The 21,024-nt window shown below is 72.6% G+C and carries 18 protein-coding genes; 9 read left to right on the forward strand and 9 right to left on the reverse strand.

Going from position 1 to position 21,024, the window contains the following annotated elements; translation table 11 throughout:
• Nucleotides 1-228 precede the first annotated feature (228 nt).
• A complete protein-coding gene (locus ACRX5S_RS01520) occupies nucleotides 229-1,464 on the forward strand; it encodes a hypothetical protein (RefSeq protein ID WP_436770822.1) in 1,236 nt (411 codons plus the stop codon).
• A gap of 193 nt (nucleotides 1,465-1,657) precedes the next feature.
• Here ACRX5S_RS01520 and ACRX5S_RS01525 read toward each other — a convergent pair whose 3' ends face one another.
• The gene (locus ACRX5S_RS01525; RefSeq protein ID WP_436770823.1) at nucleotides 1,658-2,512 is read right to left on the reverse strand and encodes a siderophore-interacting protein; all 855 of its coding nucleotides are present in this window, start codon (nucleotides 2,510-2,512) and stop codon (nucleotides 1,658-1,660) included.
• Between the two features lie 211 nt (nucleotides 2,513-2,723).
• Nucleotides 2,724-3,782 carry an ABC transporter substrate-binding protein gene (locus tag ACRX5S_RS01530; RefSeq protein ID WP_436770824.1) on the reverse strand — a complete coding sequence of 353 codons (1,059 nt, stop codon included), beginning with the start codon at nucleotides 3,780-3,782 and terminating at the stop codon, nucleotides 2,724-2,726.
• Nucleotides 3,783-4,266: 484 nt separating this feature from the next.
• On the opposite strand from ACRX5S_RS01530, the gene ACRX5S_RS01535 reads away from it, so the two are divergent.
• The 3 genes from ACRX5S_RS01535 (at nucleotide 4,267) to ACRX5S_RS01545 (ending at nucleotide 7,235) form a co-directional block, all read left to right on the forward strand.
• Nucleotides 4,267-5,229 carry a FecCD family ABC transporter permease gene (locus ACRX5S_RS01535; protein ID WP_436771136.1) on the forward strand — a complete coding sequence of 321 codons (963 nt, stop codon included), beginning with the start codon at nucleotides 4,267-4,269 and terminating at the stop codon, nucleotides 5,227-5,229.
• Nucleotides 5,226-6,293: a FecCD family ABC transporter permease gene (locus ACRX5S_RS01540; protein WP_436770825.1), complete on the forward strand. Its 1,068-nt coding sequence runs from the start codon at nucleotides 5,226-5,228 to the stop codon at nucleotides 6,291-6,293. Before ACRX5S_RS01535 ends, ACRX5S_RS01540 begins: the two co-directional genes overlap by 4 nt.
• 165 nt (nucleotides 6,294-6,458) lie before the next feature.
• Nucleotides 6,459-7,235, forward strand: coding sequence for an ABC transporter ATP-binding protein (locus ACRX5S_RS01545; RefSeq protein ID WP_436771137.1), 777 nt, complete (start codon nucleotides 6,459-6,461; stop codon nucleotides 7,233-7,235).
• A 63-nt stretch (nucleotides 7,236-7,298) separates the two neighbouring features.
• Here the strand turns inward: ACRX5S_RS01545 and ACRX5S_RS01550 are convergent, their stop codons facing one another.
• From ACRX5S_RS01550 to wrbA, 3 genes are all read right to left on the reverse strand, one after another.
• A complete protein-coding gene (locus ACRX5S_RS01550; RefSeq protein ID WP_436770826.1) occupies nucleotides 7,299-8,834 on the reverse strand; it encodes a YfcC family protein in 1,536 nt (511 codons plus the stop codon).
• Nucleotides 8,835-8,918: 84 nt separating this feature from the next.
• Nucleotides 8,919-9,824 carry a LysR family transcriptional regulator gene (locus ACRX5S_RS01555; RefSeq protein WP_436770827.1) on the reverse strand — a complete coding sequence of 302 codons (906 nt, stop codon included), beginning with the start codon at nucleotides 9,822-9,824 and terminating at the stop codon, nucleotides 8,919-8,921.
• A 316-nt stretch (nucleotides 9,825-10,140) separates the two neighbouring features.
• Nucleotides 10,141-10,758 (reverse strand): NAD(P)H:quinone oxidoreductase, encoded by a 618-nt coding sequence (gene wrbA / locus ACRX5S_RS01560; protein ID WP_436770828.1) that lies wholly within the window; start codon nucleotides 10,756-10,758, stop codon nucleotides 10,141-10,143.
• 120 nt (nucleotides 10,759-10,878) lie between these two features.
• On the opposite strand from wrbA, the gene ACRX5S_RS01565 reads away from it, so the two are divergent.
• Nucleotides 10,879-11,490, forward strand: coding sequence for a TetR/AcrR family transcriptional regulator (locus ACRX5S_RS01565; protein ID WP_436770829.1), 612 nt, complete (start codon nucleotides 10,879-10,881; stop codon nucleotides 11,488-11,490).
• On the opposite strand, the gene ACRX5S_RS01570 is transcribed toward ACRX5S_RS01565, so the two are convergent.
• Nucleotides 11,475-12,134: a 4'-phosphopantetheinyl transferase family protein gene (locus ACRX5S_RS01570; protein ID WP_436771138.1), complete on the reverse strand. Its 660-nt coding sequence runs from the start codon at nucleotides 12,132-12,134 to the stop codon at nucleotides 11,475-11,477. The two genes, ACRX5S_RS01565 and ACRX5S_RS01570, sit on opposite strands and share 16 nt — an antisense overlap.
• A gap of 29 nt (nucleotides 12,135-12,163) precedes the next feature.
• On the reverse strand, nucleotides 12,164-13,078 hold the full coding sequence (locus ACRX5S_RS01575; protein ID WP_436770830.1) for a metallophosphoesterase family protein: 915 nt from the start codon (nucleotides 13,076-13,078) through the stop codon (nucleotides 12,164-12,166).
• A gap of 143 nt (nucleotides 13,079-13,221) precedes the next feature.
• Between ACRX5S_RS01575 and ACRX5S_RS01580 the strand changes: the two genes are divergently transcribed.
• Nucleotides 13,222-13,785, forward strand: coding sequence for a carboxymuconolactone decarboxylase family protein (locus tag ACRX5S_RS01580; RefSeq protein ID WP_436770831.1), 564 nt, complete (start codon nucleotides 13,222-13,224; stop codon nucleotides 13,783-13,785).
• A 100-nt stretch (nucleotides 13,786-13,885) separates the two neighbouring features.
• Here ACRX5S_RS01580 and ACRX5S_RS01585 read toward each other — a convergent pair whose 3' ends face one another.
• Nucleotides 13,886-14,452 (reverse strand): GlcG/HbpS family heme-binding protein, encoded by a 567-nt coding sequence (locus ACRX5S_RS01585; RefSeq protein ID WP_436770832.1) that lies wholly within the window; start codon nucleotides 14,450-14,452, stop codon nucleotides 13,886-13,888.
• Nucleotides 14,453-14,633: 181 nt separating this feature from the next.
• Here ACRX5S_RS01585 and ACRX5S_RS01590 point away from each other — a divergent pair, with 181 nt between their 5' ends.
• The 3 genes from ACRX5S_RS01590 to ACRX5S_RS01600 all read left to right on the forward strand — a co-directional run bounded on the left by ACRX5S_RS01590 (nucleotide 14,634) and on the right by ACRX5S_RS01600 (nucleotide 18,681).
• Nucleotides 14,634-15,956, forward strand: a complete 1,323-nt coding sequence (locus ACRX5S_RS01590) for a sensor histidine kinase (RefSeq protein ID WP_436770833.1) — start codon at nucleotides 14,634-14,636, stop codon at nucleotides 15,954-15,956.
• 6 nt (nucleotides 15,957-15,962) lie between these two features.
• Nucleotides 15,963-16,604 carry a response regulator gene (locus ACRX5S_RS01595; protein WP_436770834.1) on the forward strand — a complete coding sequence of 214 codons (642 nt, stop codon included), beginning with the start codon at nucleotides 15,963-15,965 and terminating at the stop codon, nucleotides 16,602-16,604.
• 499 nt (nucleotides 16,605-17,103) lie between these two features.
• Nucleotides 17,104-18,681 (forward strand): SpoIIE family protein phosphatase, encoded by a 1,578-nt coding sequence (locus tag ACRX5S_RS01600; RefSeq protein ID WP_436770835.1) that lies wholly within the window; start codon nucleotides 17,104-17,106, stop codon nucleotides 18,679-18,681.
• A gap of 67 nt (nucleotides 18,682-18,748) precedes the next feature.
• Here the strand turns inward: ACRX5S_RS01600 and ACRX5S_RS01605 are convergent, their stop codons facing one another.
• Entirely contained in the window at nucleotides 18,749-20,944 is a 2,196-nt protein-coding gene (locus ACRX5S_RS01605; RefSeq protein WP_436770836.1) for an MMPL family transporter, read from the reverse strand.
• Nucleotides 20,945-21,024: the final 80 nt, after the last annotated feature.

Below are 21,024 nucleotides of genomic sequence, written 5' to 3' on the forward strand. Positions count from 1 at the left end.
GGTCGCCCGCTCGCCCCGCCCTTACCCCACCCGGGCCTCGTACAGCGCTCTCGGTGTCCATTTTGTGACCCCCATACCCCATGCCGAAGGCGACCCGGCCAACATGCCCGGAACGTGTCGCCGCTTCGCCGTCCTCCCGTCGGCCATCTCGCGCAGCCAACTCGTCCTGCTGTCAGGGGACAACGGCAAACTGACGGACGATCACCCGTGCCACCACCAGGAGTCCCCGTGCACCAGGCCCGCCACTGCGCCTTCCTCGACCACAGCTGTCCCGGCGCTGCGGATGAACCCGCGTGGGACCACATGCCGCTCGCCGCAGCGGCATACGCCTACCTGCTCTCCCGCTGGATCGCCGAGGACGCCCCGCCCGGAGCACGCGTCCCCGGTCTCCACGCGACGGGCGGCGCGCACGGACACCGCAATGACAGCCCAGACGACTGGGCGAACCTCGCGACCGTTTACGAAACGGGCCTGTTCCCGCACATCGACCCCGACTCCGGCACGGCGCGCCAGGCCCTGGGCTGCCGACCGCTCGACGAGGACGAGTTGCGCAAGTCCGTCACCGCGGCCGTCCTCCGACCGTGGCACGACCAGGCAACCGAACCCAGCCCCCGGGTGGCCGCACTCCTCGGCGAACTCCTGGGCCTGCTGACCGAATGGCGTTCGGAGTTCCGCATCGTGGAGGCCGTGGACTTCACCGACAGCCTCCCCACGCCGGGGGAACTGCATGTCCTGTCCGCGACGAGCACCGACGTGATCCGCCTCAGCGTGCTCGACCCCGCCCCCGACGCGGTGCGCCGCGGCGGGCTCACCCCGCACCCCGGCTGCGCGTTCGGCGGCCACGGGTGCGCCGAGGGGCACCTGCTGTCGGACACCGAACTCGACCGCGCACACACGGCTTTGCGCGCGATGAGCGCCGGCACCGTACTGAGCATGCACATGCCGGTGAACAACAACACGCACATCTCGTTCAGCGTCAGGCTCGCACCCCACGGCCTGGCCGCCCCCGACGCGACCACAGCGGCGGCCTGGCTCGAAGACTCCCCGTGGAACGACGAACTGGCCGACTGGGAAGTCGAGTTCAACACAGTTTTCGATGAGGACTCATGGCGCACCGAACTGGCCGACTTCCGCACCGAGTGCCGCGAGACCTACAGCATGTGGTTCGACGAAGGCATCCTGAACCCCGACAACGACGCCGACTACGACGCCGGCACCGACCCCGAGAACGACACCCACGACCCCGCCCCGGTCTCACCGGACCTCCTCGCCGACGCCCTGCTCCACGACCTCCTGGACGCCCCGGTGGCCCGCATCACCGCCGCAACCCCTACCGGCGACACCCCCGTCCACGCAGCCGCCTCCATGGGCGAATACGGCTGGTTCGACATCGAACAACGCGTCTACGTAGCCCTCATAGGCCCCGAAGAAGCCATGTTCCTCCGCATAGACGGCGTCGCCTGACCCTCCGTCCCATCCCGGCCGAGGTCGTGTGGTGGCTCGAACTCCCTGATGGGGCGCGGGGTGCGCCGGTGGCGGGGGGGGTGGACCTATGTCGTGTGCGACGACAACCGTCTCTGCGCCCTGGACCACCGGACCGGCGAGGCGCGTCCCTGAGCCGTCGGGCCCGGGACGGCCTGGCCGTCGCTGCCGGGAACTACTCGTCCGCGCCCGGAAGGTGGGGTTCTTCGCCGGCGAGGGATTCGGCGAGGAGGTCGTCGTCGGTGGCGCCGCGGCGCCAGTAGCCGGTGAAGGTCACGGACTTGCGGTCGATGCCGCGGTCGCGGACGAGGTTGCGGCGGACGGCGCGGACCATGCCGGCCTCGCCGGCGATCCAGGCGTAGACGGTGCCGTTCGGGAGTTCGGCGCCTTCGACCGTGGTGGCGAGGGTGTCGGGGGCGCCGTCGCGGACGAGCCATTGGACGTCGACCGGGGCAGCGCTGGGGAGTTCGCGCTTGTCGCCCTCATCGGCGACGGACAGCCAGACGCGCGCCGGGAGGTCCGCGGGCAGCCAGCGCAGGATGCCCTCGACGGCCGGGAGGGCCGTTTCGTCGGCGGCGATCAGCACCCATTCCGAGCCGTCCGGCGGGTTGAAGTCGGCACCGCCGTTGTTGAGGGCGGACGGGCCGATCACGGTGACCCGGGCGCCCGGCTGTGCGCGACGGGCCCAGCGCGAGGCGGGGCCGGTGTCGCCGTGCATGGCGAAGTCGATGTCGATCTCGTGCGGATCCCGGCGCGCCTCACGGATGGTGTAAGTGCGCATGACGGCCCGCTCGTTCGCGTCGAGGGCCATCCAGGCGCCGAACCAGTCGTCGCCCGCCTCGACGGGCACGACCGGCACGTCCTGCCCCTCGTGCGGGAGGAAGAGCTTGAGCCGCTGGTCGCGGCCGTCGCTGACGAGCGCCTTCAGGTCCTCGCCGCCGAAGGTGACGCGGACCATGCCGGGACCGACCTGCGCCACGCGCAGCACGTGCAGGTCGAAAAAGCGGAACGGGACCTCGGGGTTGCCCATCGCGTGACTCCGATCGTGGTACGGGTTCCCGACCGCCACCGGCGGCGGTCGGGGGAGTGGCGTACGGTCCGGGTGCGCGGGCCGCCGCGCCCGCCGGGTCGAGAGCGGGCGGGCCTCGGCGGACCCGGCCGTCCGTTCGGCCCTGACAGGCCCGGACCCAGCGGACCCAGGTTCGGACCCGGGCCCGGCAGCCCCGCGCACCCGGCGGTGGTCACGCGAGCTTGCGCGACTTCTGGATGGCGGCGGCGAGTTGCTCCAGCAGCGGGGCGACACCCGCGTACGTGAAGCGCGGTTCGCTCGCCCACGGGATGACCTGTCCGGCCTTGACCGCGGGGAGTTCGTTCCAGGTCGGCTTGCCGGTGAGGTCCTTGGGCTGCAACGCCACCGAGCGGTTGTCCATCATGATCATGTCGGCGTGGTACGCCCCGGCGTTCTCCCAGCTCAGCACCTCGAAGTAGCCGGCCGGGTCGACGTTCTTCGGCAGGACGAAGTCGACGCCGAGCTCCTTGAAGTAGCGCAGGTCGGCGGACGGGTCGGGGGTCGAGACGTAGAACTGCTCCGCGGCCCCGGACGCCGCCATGACCTTCAGGCCGCCCGCCGCCTTCGCGGCCTGGCGCAGCGTCTCGGACGCCGCCTCGAAGCGCTTCTTCGCCTCGACCGCCTTCGGGGCGTTGAGGTCCGCGCCGAGGGAGGCGGCCAACTCGGCGTTGCGCGCGAGCGGTTCGGTCAGCGAGACCTTGGCCACCCGGATGCCGACGCTGGGGGCGAGCGGGAGGATCTTGTCCTTGCTGTCGTCCGGGACGTACCAGAGGGTGTTGTCGTCGTAGACGGCGGACACGAGCAGTTCGGGCTGGAGCGCGGCGTACTTCTCGATCGAGAACTGGCCCCACTCCTCGCCGAGGATGGTGAGCTTGCTGATGTCCATGTCCCCGGCCTGGACGTTGGCCTTGCCGTCGGTGCCCTTGGTCGGCCCGAACACGCCTATGCACTCGACGCCGTAGTCGTACAGCGCGGCGGCGCTGCCCACGAAGGCGACGATCTTCTTGGGCCGCTTCTTGGCGGAGACGTCCTGGCCGCGGTCGTCGCGGAAGCTCCACGCCCCGTCCGCGGAACCTCCGTTCGGTGCCGTCGAACCGCCGGTGCTCCCGGTGTCGGCCGCGCTGTCCTTCTTGTCGTCGCCGCACGCGGTGGCGAGTGCCCCGATGCCGAGGGCGGCGCCCGCGGCGAGGATTCTGCGCCGGGTCGGGGAGGCGGCGGGAAGGTGCGGCATGGACGTGCTCCTTGCGGTGGACGCGCGGTGACGGTGTCGGGGGACCGGCAGGCGCACGCACGCGACCGCGGTAAAGCGGCAAAACGGCCGCGGCGGGTACCTACCGGCGGGTCAGAAGGCTTAGGTTAACCTAACCTTTGTTTCTGTCCAGAGCGGGTTGTGGGGGAACGCCCGACAGGCGCGCGATCGGAGCACGTGAGTGGGACCCGCGCAGTCCAGTAGCCCGCCGGCGCCCGGACGGGCCGATTCGGCATCGCCCGAAGAGGGCGCCGGGGCAAGCCCGTTGCCCGGCCGGGGCGCCACGGCCACCACCGCCGACCAGGCCGACAAGTCCGGCAAGGCGGACAAGATCCGGCCCGCTCTCGCCAAGAACGCCGCCGAGGACGCCGCTGCCGAGGACGCCGCCGAGCGCGCCCGCGAAACCCCGGCCCTGTCCACCAGCCCCGACGCGACCTCCCGCCGCCGCCTCCCCACCGCGCTCGGCATGGCGCTCTCCCTCGGCCTCCTCCTCGCCGCCGTCGTGCTCAGCCTGGCCCTGGGCTCACGGCACTTGACGGCGGGTCAGGTCTGGAACGGCCTGTTCGACGCCGACTCCACCGGGTACACCGTCGTCCACGACATGCGCCTCCCGCGCACCGTCCTGGGCCTCATCGTCGGCCTCGCCCTCGGCGTCGCCGGGGCGGTCATGCAGGCCGTGACCCGGAATCCGCTCGCCGACCCCGGCCTCTTGGGCATCAACGCGGGGGCATCCGCCGCCGTGGTCACGGCAATTGCCGCGTTCGGTGTGTCGACCTTCTCCGGATATGTGTGGTTCGCCTTCATCGGCGCGGCGATCGTGTCCGTCCTCGTGTACGCCGTCAGCGGCGGCCGCGGCGCCACACCTGCCCGCCTCGCCCTCGCGGGCACCGCCCTCAACGCGGCGCTCTACTCGTACGTCCAGGCCGTCATGCTCCTCGACAGCTCGGCCCTCGACGACCTGCGCTTCTGGACGATCGGCTCGCTCGCCAGCGCCGACATGGGCACCGCCGCAAAGGTCGGCCCCTTCATCGCCGGGGGCCTCCTGCTCGCGCTGGCCCTCGCGCGCCCGCTGAACGCCCTCGCCCTCGGCGACGAAGCCGCCCGCGGACTCGGCGGCAACCCGGCCCGCACCCGCGCCGGGGCCATGCTCACCGTCACGCTGCTGTGCGGCGCGGCCACCGCCGCCTGCGGGCCGCTGGTGTTCGTCGGCCTGATCATGCCCCACGCGGTACGCGCCTTCACCGGCCCCGACCTGCGCCTGCTCATCCCGTACTGTGCGGTCCTCACCCCGGCTCTGCTCCTCCTCGCCGACGTCCTCGGACGCCTCATCGCCCGCCCCGCCGAGGTGCAGGTCGGCACCGTCACCTCCGTGGTCGGCGGCATCTGCTTCCTCATCCTGCTGCGCCGCGCGAAGGTGGTGCGCGCATGACCGCCCGCCTCGCCGTCCCCAAGTCCTCGTCCCCGGACCGCGCCCTGCGCGTCGGCCCGATGTCCGTGCGCTACCGCCCGCGCGCGATGGCCGCCGGCGCCCTCAGTCTGCTCGCCGCGCTGGCCCTGGCGGTCCTGTGCATCGGCAGCGGTGACTACCCGATGGGCTTCGGCCGCGTCGTGGACGCCCTGCTCGGCCACGGCACCCCCGCCGACGAGTTCATCGTCCGCGAACTCCGGCTGCCGCGCGCGGGCGTCGCCCTGCTCGTCGGCGCCGCCCTCGGCCTGTCCGGCGCCGTCTTCCAGGCGGTCGTACGCAATCCGCTCGGCAGCCCCGACCTCCTCGGCTTCACCGCGGGCTCGGCCACCGGCGCGCTGTTCGCCGTCGTCGTGCTCGGCGGCGGCAGCGCGGCCGTGGCGTTCGGCGCCGGGGCGGGCGGCCTGGCCGCGGGCGTCCTGGTGTACCTGCTGGCCTGGCGCCGCGGCGTGCACGGATTCCGGCTCATCCTCACCGGCATCGGCGTCACCGCGATCCTCACCGGCGTCAACGGCTACCTGCTCACCCGCGCCCAACTCGCGGAAGCGTCCCGCGCGTTGCTGTGGCAGATCGGCAGCCTGGACGGGCGCGACTGGACCGACGTCACGCCGCTCGCGATCGCGATGGCGGTGCTCGTCCCGGCGATCCTGATCGGCTGCGGTCCCGCGCTGCGCATGCTGGAAATGGGCGACGACGCGGCGGCCGCCTTGGGCGTACGGGTGGAACGCGTACGCCTCACCCTGCTCTTCGGCGCGATCCTGCTGGTGTCGCTGGCCGCCGCGGCCGCCGGACCGGTGTCGTTCGTCGCGCTGACGGCCCCTCAGCTCGCCCGCCGCTTCACGGCCGCGCCGGGGCCCAACCTGCTGCCCTCCCTGTGCGTGGGGGCCGTGCTGCTGGTCGGCTCGGACTGGATCGCGCAGCGGGCCTTCGCCGACGACCCGCTGCCGGTCGGCGTGGTGACCGGCCTGCTCGGCGGCGGCTATCTCGTGGCGATGCTCGCGGCCCAGCGCCGCGCGGGAAGGATCTGACGGACAGTGAAGACCACAGGCACGACCGGCACTTCGGGCAACGCCGCGGACGCGGCGACCCAAGCGACCACCGAAACGGCCACTCAAACGGCCCCCCAAAGGGCCACCGCAACAGCCACGGCCGACAAACCCGCGCATGCGTCCAGCCGCCTGCACGGCGACGCGATGACTCTCGGGTACGACAAGCGCGTCATCACCAAGGACCTCAGCGTCGCCATACCCGACCGGTCCTTCACCGTCATCGTCGGACCGAACGCGTGCGGCAAGTCGACACTGCTGCGCGCCCTCGCCCGCATGGTCAAGCCGTCCTCGGGCCAGGTGCTGCTGGACGGCCGGGACATCTCCTCGATGCCCGCCAAGCAGGTCGCGCGCACCCTCGGCCTGCTGCCGCAGAGCTCCATCGCGCCCGACGGCATCACCGTCGCCGACCTGGTCGCCCGCGGCCGCTACCCGCACCAGAAGCTGCTGCGGCAGTGGTCGCCGGAGGACGAGCGCGTCGTGGACGCGTCCATGCGCGCCACCGGCGTGTCCGAGCTCGCGGACCGCGCGGTCGACGAACTGTCCGGCGGCCAGCGGCAGCGCGTCTGGATCGCGATGGCGCTCGCGCAGGAGACGCCGCTGCTGCTGCTCGACGAGCCCACCACGTTCCTGGACATCGCGTACCAGATCGAGGTGCTGGACCTGTGCGCGCGACTGCACCGCGAGGAGGAGCGCACGCTTGTCGCGGTCCTGCACGACCTCAACCAGGCCACGCGGTACGCCACCCATCTCATCGCCATGCGCGAGGGCCGCGTCGTCGCCGAGGGCCGCCCCGGCGACATCGTGACCGCCGAACTCGTCGAGGAGGTCTTCCACGTGCCGTGCCGCATCATCGACGACCCGGAGACCGGCACCCCGCTGGTGATCCCGGCCGCCCCCGGCACGCCGCTGAGCATCCGCTAGCGTCCGCGGGCAGCCGCGTCCGCGGTCACCCCGGATGCCACCCAGGCGGTCGTCCCGCCGGCACTACGACAACCCCGCGCCCAAGGCCACGAACCCGCAGATCAGGACGAACAGGATCGCCAACAGCGGTGCCGCGAACCGCAGATACTCGTTGTAGCCGACCTTCGCCAGCGAGATGCCGCCCATGATGACGGCCGTCGTCGGGACCCACAGGTTCATCCACCCCGACGCGGCCTGCCACGCCGTCACCACCAGCGCGCGCGTCACGTCCGCGAAGTCCGCGAGCGGCGCCAGGATCGGCATCGCCAGCGTGGCGTGGCCCGACGTCGACGGGATCAGGAACGCCAGCGGCAGGTTCACCACGAAGATCAGGATCCCGAACACCGCCGACGAGGTCCCCGACACCGCGCCCTCCATCGAGTGCAGCACGGTGTCGGTGACCTTGGCGTTGTTCATGATGACGGTGACACCGCGGGCCAGCATGATGATCAGCGCGGGTGAGACGAAGTCGCCCGCCCCCTGGATCAGCGTGGCGCTCAGCCGCTTCTCGCCGAGCCGGGCAAGCAGCCCGACGACGACCGCCGCGACGATGAACAGCGCCGCCAACTGCGCGAAGGACCAGCCCAGTTCCCAGCCGTAGGGAGTCGCGTCCGCGTCGCCGGTCAGTACCTGCGCCCACGGGATGATCGAGAAGATCATGAACACGAACGTCAGCGTCACCGCCACCAGCACGATCTTGTGCGTCCGGGTGAGCGGTTCCGGCTCGCTGTCCGCGGACGTCGCGGCCTGCTCGCGGTCGCCCGGCAGGAACCCGACGATCGAGCGGGACGGGTCGGCCTTGACGCGCGAGGCGTAGCGCACCACGTACGCGATGGTCACCGCGGTCAGCACGATCAGCATGAGCAGCCGCAGGACGATGCCGTCGCCGAGTGAGATACCGGCCGCGGACGACGCCACGCCGGTCGCGAACGGGTTGACCGTCGAGCACATGACGCCGACCCCGGCGCCCAGGATGATCGTGCCGGTGGCCACCATCCGGTCGTACCCCAGCGCCAGCATGAGCGGCACGATCAGGCCGTAGAAGCCGAGCGTCTCCTCCGCGAAGCCCTCGACCGAGCCGAGCAGCGAGAAGACCGCCATGATGGCGATGATCAGCACCGCGCCCCGGGTGCGCAGGCGGTGCGCGAGCCGCGCGATGCCGCGGTCCAGCGCGCCGGTGGCGAACACCACGGTGATGAACGCGCCGATGGCGAGCACGAAGAGGAACACCCCCGCGCTGCCGTACAGATCACCCGAGTTGTCCGGGGCGACCTGGCCGCTCTGCCCGTCCTGGATGCCGTAAAGGCCGTTGACCGGGGAGAGGAACAGGTCGTTGAGACGCTGGACGAAGTCCTGCGGCGACGAGACCTCCCGGAAGCTGCCCTGCACGGGCTTGCCGTCGGCGTCGCGGTCGTACTCCCCGGAGGGGATGAGGAAGGCCAGCGCCCACACCGCGATCGTCACGATCGCGAGCACGGTCAGCGCGCTCGGGAAGCGGAACCCGCGCGTCTCGGGCGGTTGGTCGTCGGTGTTCGGGGCCGGTCCGGCAGTGCTGCTCATGCAGGCAGCATCAGGACCGCGACCCCTCGCGGCGGCCAGACACCCCGCTGTTCACCCGGATGGCCCGCGGTCCGACCGGACGCCTCACGCGGCCTGCGCGCGCTCCCGCAGCAGGTCGGTCATCGCTTCGACGTAGGCGCGCATGCGGGCGTTCTCGGCGGCCGTGCGCCACACCAGGGCGTGCCGCAGATTGGGGACGCCGAGGAGCGGGACGTACGCGATGTCCGGCCGCGCGTAGTACTGCACCAGCTGGTTGTCGCCGATCGTGACGCACCTGCCCGCCGACACGAGCGCCAGCATCTCCTGGTACGTCGAACACACCTGCTCGGTCCGTGCGATCGGCACGCCGCTCGGCGTGGCGGGCGGCAGGTACTGGTCCAGCCAGTGCGACGGGACGCGCTCGCTCACCGCCGGGAAGGCGAGGCCCGCGAGGTCCTCGGGCGTCGCCGACGCCCGCGCGGCGAGCGGGCTGGTGGCGGCGGTGGCGAGGTAGGTCGGGGCGTCCAGCACGATCGGGCCGACGGTGATGTCCGGCTCGTCGAGTGGGATCAGCGTCACGAGCATGTCGAGCGTGCCGTCGCGCAGCGGGTGGACGTACTCGTCGAGCTGCACTTCGACGACCTCCACCGCGCAGTCCGGATGGCGCTCGCGGAACAGCGCGGCGCCCTGGTGCACGCGGATCCCGGACATGATGCCCAGGAACCCCACGCGCAGGGAGCCCTCGATGCCGCGCGCCGCACTCGTGGCGCGCTGTACCGCCGCCTGGAGCGCGTCGTAGTGCGGGCGCATGTCGTCGTACAGCTGGCTGCCGAGCGGCGTGAGCACGACGCGGCGGCTGGTGCGCTCGAACAGCGGGCCGCCGAGCCGCCGTTCGATCTTCTTGAGGGTCTGGCTCACCATCGCGCCCGAGAGGTGCAGGCGCTCTGCGGTGCGGCCGAAGTGGAGCTCCTCGGCCAGCGTCAGGAATATCTCCATCTCATGGCGTTCCACGCCCGACCCCATTTCCCGCGATCGTTCACTTGTGATGAACAATCAGCGACGCCCACCCCCTAGCCGATCACGAGCCTTGTGCGGTCGGCGTGGACGCAACCCTAGCGGGATGATCATCGGCGGTGAACGTTCGCCCCACCGGCACATCGCGGCCCTCGGTCGGGGCCCGGCGCGGTCGACTCCGCCACGGCGACCGGCACAGCGGCCCGGCCCGGATCGGGCGTCAGGCCGCTGTGCCGGGCGGCACGCGGAGGGGACGCAGGAGCGGGGGAGCGGAAGGGGCGTAAGAGAGGGGAGCGGGCAGCGGGGAGAGTCGTCAGGCCGCCGTCGCCGCGCGGCCCGCCAACAGCCGCTGGGTGATCGTGGCCAGGCGCGTCCCCTGGTACCGCGCGGCGTCGAGGATGTTGTCGCCCGGGGCCCCGGCCTCGGAGGCGTGCGCGGTGCCGTACGGGTTGCCGTTCGCGCCGAAGACGACCGGGTCGGTGTAGCCGACCGGGACGATGAGCGAACCCCAGTGGTGCAGCGTGTTGTAGAGCGCGAGCAGCGTGGACTCGTTGCCGCCGTGCATGTTCCCGGCGCTCACGAAGCCGGTGGCGGGCTTGTCGGCGAAGACGCCGTCGGCCCACAGCCCGCTGGTCGTGTCGATGAACTGCTTGAGCTGCGACGCGATGTTGCCGAACCGGGTGGGCGAGCCGAACGCGTACCCGTCCGCCCAGGCCAGGTCGTCCAGCGTGGCGACCTCGATGTGGCGCGTCGTCTCGACGTGCTCGCGCCACGCGGGGACCGAGTCGACGACCGGGTCGGGGGCGAGCTCCGCCGCACGCCGCAGGCGCACCTCCGCGCCGGCCTTCTCGGCGCCCTCCGCGACGGCCTGGGCGAGTTGGTGGACGTTGCCGGTCGACGAGTAGTAGACGACGGCGATCTTGGCGGTCATTGCGGACCCCTCCTGAGGGCGATGAAGCGGATTGCTATCCGGTTCGCGGTGCGCCCAGTTAAACGGATCACTATCCGTTTGGCAAGGGCAAGTGGATAGCTATCCGATACGGTGGGGGGCATGGACAGAGCCCCGAAAAGCCCGCTCCCGATCGCCGGGGAGGCGCCCCCCGAGCGGGCCGACGCCGCCCGCAACCGCCGTCGGATCCTCGACGCGGCGGCCCGGATCGTGGCCGAGCGGGGCAGCGAGGCGCTGACCATGAACGCCGTCGCGCACGCCGGCGGCATCGGCGTCGGCACCGTCTACCGGCGCTTCGGCGACGTCTCGCAGTTGCTGAACGCGCTGCTCGACGAGCGGGAGCGGCGGTTCCAGGGCGACTTCCTCGCGGGCCCGCCGCCGCTCGGCCCCGGGGCGCCCGCGGGGGAGCGGCTGCGCGCCTTCCTGCACGCGCTGGTCGACCGGACCGTCGAGCAGCACGGCGTCCTGCTCTCCGCCGAGGTCGCGGACCCGTGCGCGCGCTACACGTCCCCGCCCTACCGGACCATGCAGACGCACGTCGCGACGCTCGTCGCCGAACTGCGTCCGGACGCGGACGCGGCGGCGCTCGCCGAATTCGTCCTCGCGCCGGTGAGTCCCAGCATGCTGCACCACCTGATGGCGGACCGCGGCATGACCGCCGCGCGGATCAAGGCGACGGTCGACGAGGCGCTGGGGCTCTACGGCCTGACGTGATCCACCGTCGTCGCGATCGCCGTGACCGCGATCCCCTCGGCGACGGCCCAGCGCCCGGTGAAGCCGTCGACCGGCCGGTCGGCCACCAGGAGCCGGGCGGTGAACGTCCCTTCGTCGGGGTCGAACGCCACGTCGGCCTCCTCGAAACCCAGCCACCGCCGCGTCAGCGGGAACCACGCCTTGTAGACCGCCTCCTTGGCGCTGAACAGCAGCCGGTCCCAGGCGACTTCAGGGTGGCTCGCGGCGTACTCCGCGAGCCGCGCCCGCTCGATCTCCGACGTCACCGAGTGCAGGACGCCGCCGGGCGGCAGCGGCTCGGCGGGTTCCGCGTCGATGCCGATGGTCCGAACCTTCGCCGCGGACGCGACCGCCGCCGCCCGGTAGCCGGCGCAGTGCGTCATGCTCCCGACGACGCCTTCGGGCCACCCCGGGGCGCCGCGCAGGCCCGGCAGCAGCGGTGCGGGCGGGTGGCCGAGGCGGCTGAGCGCGATGCGCGCGCACCGGCGCACGGTGGTGAACTCGCGGCGCCGCTTGTCCACGGCCCGTTCGATGTGCGCCTCCTCCTCGGGGAACAGCACCGTCCCCGGCGGGTCCGTGAAGCACTCCACGGCCATGACGCCCTGCGGCAGTATCGACGCGAGCAGCGGTACGGCGGACTCGTCGTACGTCCCGGTCATGCGGGCGCCACCTCCGCCACCTCCGCCACCTCTTCCGGCAGGATCCGTCGCGGCACGGGCCGCCGGAGCCCGTCGCGTCGCTCGCGAGGGTAGCCGAGCGACACCTCCTCGAAGCGCACGCCGTCGTACCACGTGGTCCGCGGGATGTGCAGGTGCCCGTACACGACGGCCGCGGTCGGGAACCGGGTGTGCCAGTCGGCGGTGTGCACGGTGCCGCACCACTGCACGAACTCGGGGTACCACATGACGTCGGTCGGAGTGCGGACCGTCGGGAAGTGGTTGACGAGGACGTACGGCGCCTCCGGGTCCGCCGACTCCGCGAGCCGCGCCTCGGTGTACGCCACGCGCGCCTCGCACCACGCCTGCCGGCTCGGGTACGGGTCCGGGTGCAGCACGAACTCGTCGGTGCACACCACCCCGGCGCGGTGTGCGGCGGCAAGCGCCTCCTCGCGCGTGGTCGTCCCGGGCGGCAGGAAGGTGTAGTCGTACAGCACGAACAGCGGCGCGACGGTCACCGGGCCGCCCGCACCCGTCCAGACGGGGTACGGGTCCTCGGGGGTGTGCACGCCCAACTCCCGGCACAGGTCGACCAGATGGCGGTAGCGCGCCTCGCCGCGCAGCGCGTCGGGGGTGGGGCCGTTGGCCGCGGCGTCGGCGTCGCTCGGTTCGGAGCACCAGAGTTCGTGGTTGCCGGGCGTCCAGAGCACCTGGGCGAAGCGGTCCCGGAACAGCCCGAGCGTCCTGGCGATGTCGTCGGGCCGCTCGGCGACGTCGCCCGCCACGATGAGCCAATCGCCGTCCGTGCGGGGGTGGATGCCCTCCACGATCGCGAAGTTCGCCGGGATGGCGGTGTGCACGTCGCTGACGGCGTACAGGGCGGGCCCGGTCGCGGGCACGGGAGTTGCGGTCATTCGGCGACGATATGCGCGGTCGCGGCGCTGGGCGAGGGGGCCACGCCAAGTCCGGCCGAACTCCGGGGCTTGCCACATATGGACAACCTGGTTACCTTTATCGACAACCTCATTGTCTATCTCCCGTCCCCGAAAGGACCGCCATGACCGAGGGCTTCTTCCCCGACCACACCGTCGACTCCGCCCCCGCCGCCGCCCGGCGCGCGCTGGAGGGCACCGCCGCGAAGTTCGGGTACCTGCCGTCCGGGGCCGCGCGCATGGCCGAATCCCCGGAAGCGTTCGAGGCGTTCCTACGCATCAACGCGACGTTCGAGAACACCACCCTCGACAAACTCGCGCGCGAGACCGTGATCTTCACGGTGGCCACCCGGAACGGCTGCGAGCTGTGCGTCGCCCTCCACACCGGCCTCCTGACCGCGGCCGGGGCCGATGCCGAGCTCATCGCCGCGCTGCGCGACCAGGCCGTCCTGCCCGACGCGCGCCTGGAGGCCGTCCGTCGCTTCACGCTCCACGTGCTCGACACCTCCGGGGCCGTCGAGCCGGACCGCATGCGGGAGTTCCTCGGCCACGGCTTCACCACCCGCAACGCGTTGGAGGTCGTGCTCGGGATCGGTGCCTACACCCTGTCCACCTTCGCCAACCGCCTCACCGACGCCCCCGTCGACGAGCCGATGCTGGCCTTCGCCTGGCGCCGGCAGGCGGCCTGAACACCGGCCCGAACGCGGCGCGGCGGCGCACCGGTCCCGGACCGGAACCCGTACGCCGCCGCGCCGCGCACGCACGCGCACTTGCCGCGTGCCGCATGCCTCACTTGTTGAGCGCCGCCACGCCCGCCTGCGCGAACTGCTCGTCCAGGTCGCCGCTCGGCGCACCCGCGACACCGATGCCCGCGATCGGGGCACCCTTCGCCTGGACGGGGGCACCGCCCGCGAGGAACAGCGTGCCGGGGATGTCCTTCAGGTTCGGGGCCTGCTGGAGGCGCCCGGCCAGCACCGAGGTCGGGGCGTTCCACGACACCGCGGTGTAGGCCTTGAGCTCTGCCGACTCGTACGACTGCGGGCCCGCGCCGTCGCCGCGCAGCGTCACGACGGTGTTGCCGTTGCGGTCCACGACCGCGACGGTGACCCGCTGGTTCGCCTGCTTCGCGGCGTCCAGCGCGGCCTGTGCGGCGCGGGTCGCGGCGTCCACGGTCAGGTGCTCGGTGTTGAAGGTGTCCTTGTTCTTCACCTCGCTCACCGCGGCCGGCGGCTTGGCGCCGGCCGCGGACGCGTCGGACGGGGCGGCTGCGGCCACCGCGCCGAACGCTCCGCCGCCCACCGCGACGAGGGCGGCGGAACCGGTCAGGACACGGGCACGCACAGACAGCTTCTTCATGGTTCTCGACTCCGGGATTCGTACGGGAGAGCGGCACGTTTTGCCGCGGTGAATCCATCGTCGGGCCGGATCCGGGCCGCCCAGGTCCCCGGAGTGGATGCCCCTGCGGGGCATGATGGAGGACACCCGTGTCAACCGATCGGTCGATGGTGCCGGCCGGATCGCGGGTTACAAAGCAAGGATGGACGTGAAGCACCTGCGCCCCCGGCGCGACGACACCGCCCCCGCCCCGGCGGCGGGGCCCGGTGCCGGACCGGACGCCGCCGACGACCTCGGTGCCGGCCCCGGCTGGATGGACACCGCGATGTCGGTGTCGTTCGTCGTTCTGCTCGTGGGCGCCATGGCCCGGTTCCTGATCCGCCACCCGGGCGCCTCCGACACTCCCGTCGTGGTCACGCTGACCGCCGTGGTCGCCCTCGCGTACGTGGTACGCCCCGGCGTCGGCGACGCACCCGTCTCGCACTGGACCCGGCTGTGGCTGGCCGGCTTCACCTGCGCGTGGATCGTCCTCGTCGGGATCGCCCCGAGCTTCGCGTGGAGCGCGGTCCCGATCGTCTACACCGCGCTGCGGCTGCTCTCCGAGCGCGCCGCCCTCGTGCTCATCGGGCTGCTCACCGTCCTGGTGGTCGTCGCCCAGGTGCGCATCAGCGGCGCCGACCCGCTGCTCATCCTCGGACCGCCGGCGGTCGCGGGCCTCGCCTCGGCGGTGTTCCTGCACATGCGGCGGCAGTCCGAGAGCCAGCGCGTCCTGATCGACGACCTCATCCGCACCCGCGCGGGACTCGCGGCGAGCGAACGCCGCGCCGGGACCCTCGCCGAGCGCGAACGCCTGTCCATGGAGATCCACGACACCCTCGCCCAGGGCCTGTCCAGCCAGCGCATGCTGCTCCAGGCCGCCGACCGGGTCTGGGACACCGATCCGGGTGCGGCGCACCGGCACGTCGAGACGGCGTCCGCGATCGCCGAACGCAACCTCGCCGAGGCCCGTCGCTTCGTCCACGACCTCGCCCCGGCCGACCTCGCAGACGGCGGCGGACTGGAGGCCGCCCTGCGGGCGCTCGCCGAGCGCGAGTCGGCGGCGGGGGAGGCGGCGGACCGCCGTGCGCTGCGCGTCCGCTGCACCGCCGACGGCCGGCCCGTCTCGCTTCCCGCGACCGTCGAGGCGGCTTTGCTGCGGGTGGCCCAGGGCGCGGTGGCCAACATCCGCGAGCACGCCGACGCGACGGACGCCACCCTGACGCTGAGCTACCTCGGCGACCAGGTGGCGCTGGACGTCGCCGACAACGGGCGCGGCTTCACCCCCGAAACGGCCCGGCGGTCGGAGCCGGAACCCGCCGACGGCGGCGGACGCGGGCACGGCCTCAGCGCGATGCGGGCGCGCCTGCGGCAGCTCGGGGGCACACTGACGATCGAGTCCTCGCCCGGCGAGGGCACCGTGGTCTCGGCGTCCGTCCCGCTCACCGACCAGCCCCGCCCCGACTCCGCCTCCGGACCCAAGGAGTAGCCAGGCATGTCCGCGTCCCCCTCGCAGGATGTACGTGTCCTCCTGTGCGACGACCACACCGTCGTCCGCGCGGGTCTGCTCGCACTGCTGTCCAGCGCGCCCGGCATCGAGGTCGTCGGCGAGGCCGCCACCGGCGAGGAGGCCCTGGCCGCCGCTGCCAAACTGCGCCCCGACGTCGTGCTCATGGACCTGCACCTCGGCACCGGGATCGACGGCATCGAGACGACCCGCCGCATCGTCGCCGAAATCCCTGGCACGCGCGTGCTGGTGCTCACGACGTACGACACCGACGCCGACGTCACCCGCGCCGTCGAGGCCGGGGCGACCGGCTATCTCCTGAAGGCCGAACGCCCCGACGAACTCTTCGCGGCCATTCGCGCGGCGGCCGAGGGCCGCGCCGCGCTTTCGGCCCCGGTGGCCAACCGCGTCATGGAGCGCATGCGCAGCCCCCGAGCGTCCCTCACCGACCGCGAACGCGACATCCTCGGCCAACTGGCCCGGGGCCTCGGCAACCGCGAGATCGCCAGGGCGCTGTTCATCAGCGAGGCCACCGTCAAGACGCACCTGGTCCGCATCTACACAAAACTCGGCGTCGACACGAGGGCGGGAGCGGTGGCCGTGGCGAAGGAGCAGCGCTTGCTGCAATAGCCGGTGACCCGGGCGCGTTGACGCGACCCGGCTTGACGCGTGCGGGCGCGACGGCCGCGCCGGGCAACAGCGCTCCTCCGGCAGCACCCCAGCTCCGCCCGGCCCGCCCGTCCGACGGTTCGTCGGCCGCCGGAGGGTGCGACACCTGACCAACGGCCACGGTGTGACGGCCGAGCGTGGGCGTCGCGAGGCCGACTTTCATCTGTTCGCCGACCGACCAGCCCATCCGGCGGTGCATTCGCCGCGCGCCGCGCCCGGTCGTTCGCCCGCCGCATCGTGCGGCGGAGCGGCGCTGCCGTCGACCGGTCCGCGCCTCCGCTCGGTGCTTCACCCGAATGCCCGCACAAGTTGGGGCGATTGCGTGGGATAGGTCTGGGGGAGTGTCTTCGAGGTCCGTGCCCGCGTGTCCGGTGCGGCGGGGTTCGGGGCACGCCTCCGACGCGCCCGCGCAGATGCGGCGTGCCGTCCGTCATGCCGCCGGCACAGAAAGACCCGTACGTTGAACGACGGTGACAGCACCGTCCGCCTCCTGGTGGACGGATCCGGGACCGTGACGGCGATCGCCCCCGCGCCCGCGACCCTCGGCGGGCACGACCTCAACCGGGTCCTCGGGCGGCCGCTCGCCACCCTCTTCGACGCCGCGGGCGCGCTCACGGTCGCCGCGATGACCGCCGCTCCCGACGGGCTCCCGGTGCCTCGGCTCGTGCTCGCATCCGAGGACGCGGACGACCGGCACGTCTGGGCCGTCGCACACCCGTGCGGCACCCACGACGGCGACGCGGCCACCGTCCTCGTCACGTTGGGCGAACTCGCCCACGACCCCGACGCGTCCGCCGCCCCCGGACCGCCCGTGGCCCGGCGTACGGACCACGCCGAAGCCCTCGCCCGGCACGCCTCCGAGTCGCTGATCCGCACCTCGTCGCGGGACGAGGTCCTCGACCTGCTGCTGCGCACCTTTCCGCCGCTGCTGCGCGCCACGCAGTCGGCCGTCGCGCTCGGCGACGGCACGCGCCTGCACATGCACCGCGTCCCCGAGCCCGCCCCCGGCGCCGTCGCGCCGCGCCTCGTCCCGCTCGACGCCCCGCACCCCGTCGCGGTGGCCGCCCGCACCGGCCAGGACCGCTTCCTCACCGTCGAACAGCACGAGGCCCTGCCCGGCGACCCGAAGCCGCTCGTCGCCGCCCCCGACACCCGCGCGTGGTGGACGCTCCCGCTCACCGACGGATCAGGCCGCGCGGTCGGCGCCTGGACCCTCGGCTTCCGCGACCCGCACCGGCCCGCCGCCGCGTCCCAGGCGGCGATCCGCGAGGTCACCCGCATGGCCGGGCACGCCCTCGTACGCACCGTCGAGACGCAGCCCTACCTCGACTTCGTGGAGGCGTTTCGGGCCGGCACGTCGTTCGAGGAGCCCGCCGACGTCCCCGGCATCGAGTCGGCGGTACGCCACCGCCCCGCCCACGAGGCCGCCGACCTGGGCGGCGACTGGTACGACGTGTTCGCCCTGCGCGGCGGCCTTGTCGTGCTGGCCGTCGGCGACGTCCAGGGCCATGGCCCCGAGGCGGCCCCGATGATGTCGCGCCTGCACACGCTGCTGCGCGCGTACGCCATCGACTACCGCGACCCCGGCATGGTGCTGACCCGCGTCAACGACTTCCTCGGCCGCTTCCCGACCCCGGTCCACGCGACCTGCCTGCTCGCCTACCTCGACACCGGAACGGGCGAGGTCGTCGTCGCGAGCGCGGGCCACCCGCCGCTGCTCGTGGCCGCCCGCCACGCCGTCGAGGCCGTCGAACACCCGCGCGACACCCTTCCGTTGGGGGTGGTCGCCGACCAGCGCTTCATCTCCACCCGGCTGATGCTCCCGCCGGACGGCATCCTCGCGCTGTGCACCGACGGTCTGCTCGAAGGCCCCGAACTCGACCTCGACGACGGCATCGCACGCCTGGCCCGCGACCTGGAGGCGCACCGCGGCGCGCCCCTCGACGACCTCGCGGCCACGATGTTCGCCCGAGCCGACGCCACCGGCCACCGCGACGACGCGACCCTGCTCCTCGCCCGCCGCGCCTCGGGAACCTGACCGGGGTCCGGGAACCGCGTGGCGCAGACCGGCGGTTCCAGACCGACCCCCGCAGGTCAACCGGCGGTCACACCCGGACGCGCTCGCGCTCGTCCGGGTCCGGCGACCCGCCGTGCGCCCTGGCCCGGTCGCCGTGGCCCGGCCACCACGCCGCGTGCCCCACCAGCGCGGTCACCGACGGCACCAGGAACATCGACATCACGAACGCCGCGATGCAGATGCCGATCGAGACCGCGAAGCCCATCTGCGTCATCATCGCGATCCCCGCGAACATCAGCGACGCGAACGTCCCCGCGAGGATCACCCCCGCCGCGCCGATCGACGGGCCCGCGTGCTCGACAGCCAGCGCGGCCGCCTCGCGCGGCTCGTGACCTTCCTGGGCCTCCTCGCGCAGGCGGGCGACCATCAGGATGTTGTAGTCGGTCCCGATCGCCACGACGAACATGTAGATCATGATCGGCAGCGAGAACATGACGCCCGCGTCGCCCAGGACGCCCTGGAAGACGTACACGGTTGCGCCCAGCGTCGCGGCGAAGCCGAGGACCACCGCGAGCATCAGGTACCACGGCGCGACCAGGCTGCGCAGCAGCAGCGCGAGGATCACGATGATCAGCGCCCCCGCGACCGGGAAGATCACCTTCATGTCGTGGTTGGTGGCGTCCCGGATGTCCGCGAACTGCGCCGTGCCGCCGCTCACCAGCACCTCGGTGTTCGGCGGGGCCTGAGCTTTGGCGGTCTCGCGCAGCGGCGCGATCGCGTCCAGCGCCTGGTTCGTATAGGGGCTCTCCCGCAGCACCACCTGCACCATCGCGGCCGTGCCGTCCCCGCTGTACGTCACGTACTCCGGCACCTCCGCCCCCGGGTTCACCGGTTTGAGCGCGCCGACGTCCTGGTCCGTCTCCAGGGAGCGGGCGAACCCCGCGACCCCGGCCTTGTCCAGCGGCGTCCCGTCGGTGGAGGACACGAACACCTGGGTGGGGTTGAGGAGTCCGGCCGGGAAGCCCTTCTCCATGTCCTTCGCGGCCTTGGCCGACTCGGTGTTGCCGGGGAGCTGCCCGAGCTGGTCGTAGTCGGCCTTGAAGCCCAGCACGCCGCCCGCGAGCGCGAGCATGACCAGCAGCGCCAGGACCCCCGTCACCACCGGCTTGCGGCCCACCGCGCGGCCGAGGCGCTGGAAGCCGTGCCCCTGCGGCCGGCTGCTCCAGCTCCTCGACGGCCAGAAGACCTTCGGCCCGAGCAGCGACACGACCGCCGGGACCAGCGTGAGCGCGGCGATCGCCATCACCACGACCGCGATCGCCAGGCCCGGGCCCATCGACCGGTAGCCGCCGAACGTCGCCAGGATCATCGCGCCGAACGCCACGACGACCGCGCCCGCGGCCGAGGCGATGGCCTCGCCCACGCGTTCGACCGCCACCACCATCGCCTGCTTGGCGTCGTCCCCCACGCGCAGCCGCTCCCGGTACCGGAAGAGCAGGAAGATGATGTAGTCGGTCCCGATGCCGAACAGCACCACGATCAGGATCGTCATCAGCGACTGCTCGACGTGCAGGTCGAACGCCTTGCCGAACATCGCGATGACGGACGGCGCCACCGCGGCGACCACCCCGACCATCACGATCGGCATCAGGGCGGCGACCGGGCTGCGGAAGATCACCAGCAGCAGGATCAGGATCAGGACGACCGTGGCGATGCCGACGATCGCCTCCGCGCGCTTGAACGCGTGCTCGTTGTCGAGGGACATCGCCGGGCCGCCCGCGTAGCCGACCGACAGCCCGGTGTCGGACACGAGCGGCTTGGTCGCGTCGCGCAGCCGCTTGACCGCGTCGTTGACGGCGGTGTCCTGCGCGGTGCCCTTGATGGTCGCGGTGGCCACCGCGATCTGCCGGTTGGGCGAGACCTGGGCCTGGCTGACGGACGTGATGTCGCCGACCGCCGGGGCGGGCGTACGCGCGACGGTCTCGGCGGCCAGGCGCGTCATGATGCCCTGTGTGGCGACGACGTCCTCGGGCGTCAGCGGGCCGCCGTCGGTCCGCTTCACGACGATCTGCGCGGTCTGGTCCTGCGACTGCGGGAACTGCCGGTCGGCGAGGTCGGCGGCCTGCACGGACTCGTACTTGTCCGGGAGGAAGCTCGCGGTGTCCTGGTCGGTGATGTCCGACAGCTTCGGGGCGAACGCGACCAACGCGATCGCGGCGACGACCCACAGGCCGATGACCTTCCAGGGGTTGTGCACCACCATGCGGCCGAGTCGTCCGAACATGCGCAGGCTCCCTCGTACGATCAGCACCTTTTGCGACATTAAGGGGGATTCGTGGGGCGCGCGTCCCGGAGGGTCGTGCG

Source organism: Yinghuangia sp. YIM S09857 (genome assembly GCF_051388915.1).
GTDB lineage: Bacteria > Actinomycetota > Actinomycetes > Streptomycetales > Streptomycetaceae > Yinghuangia.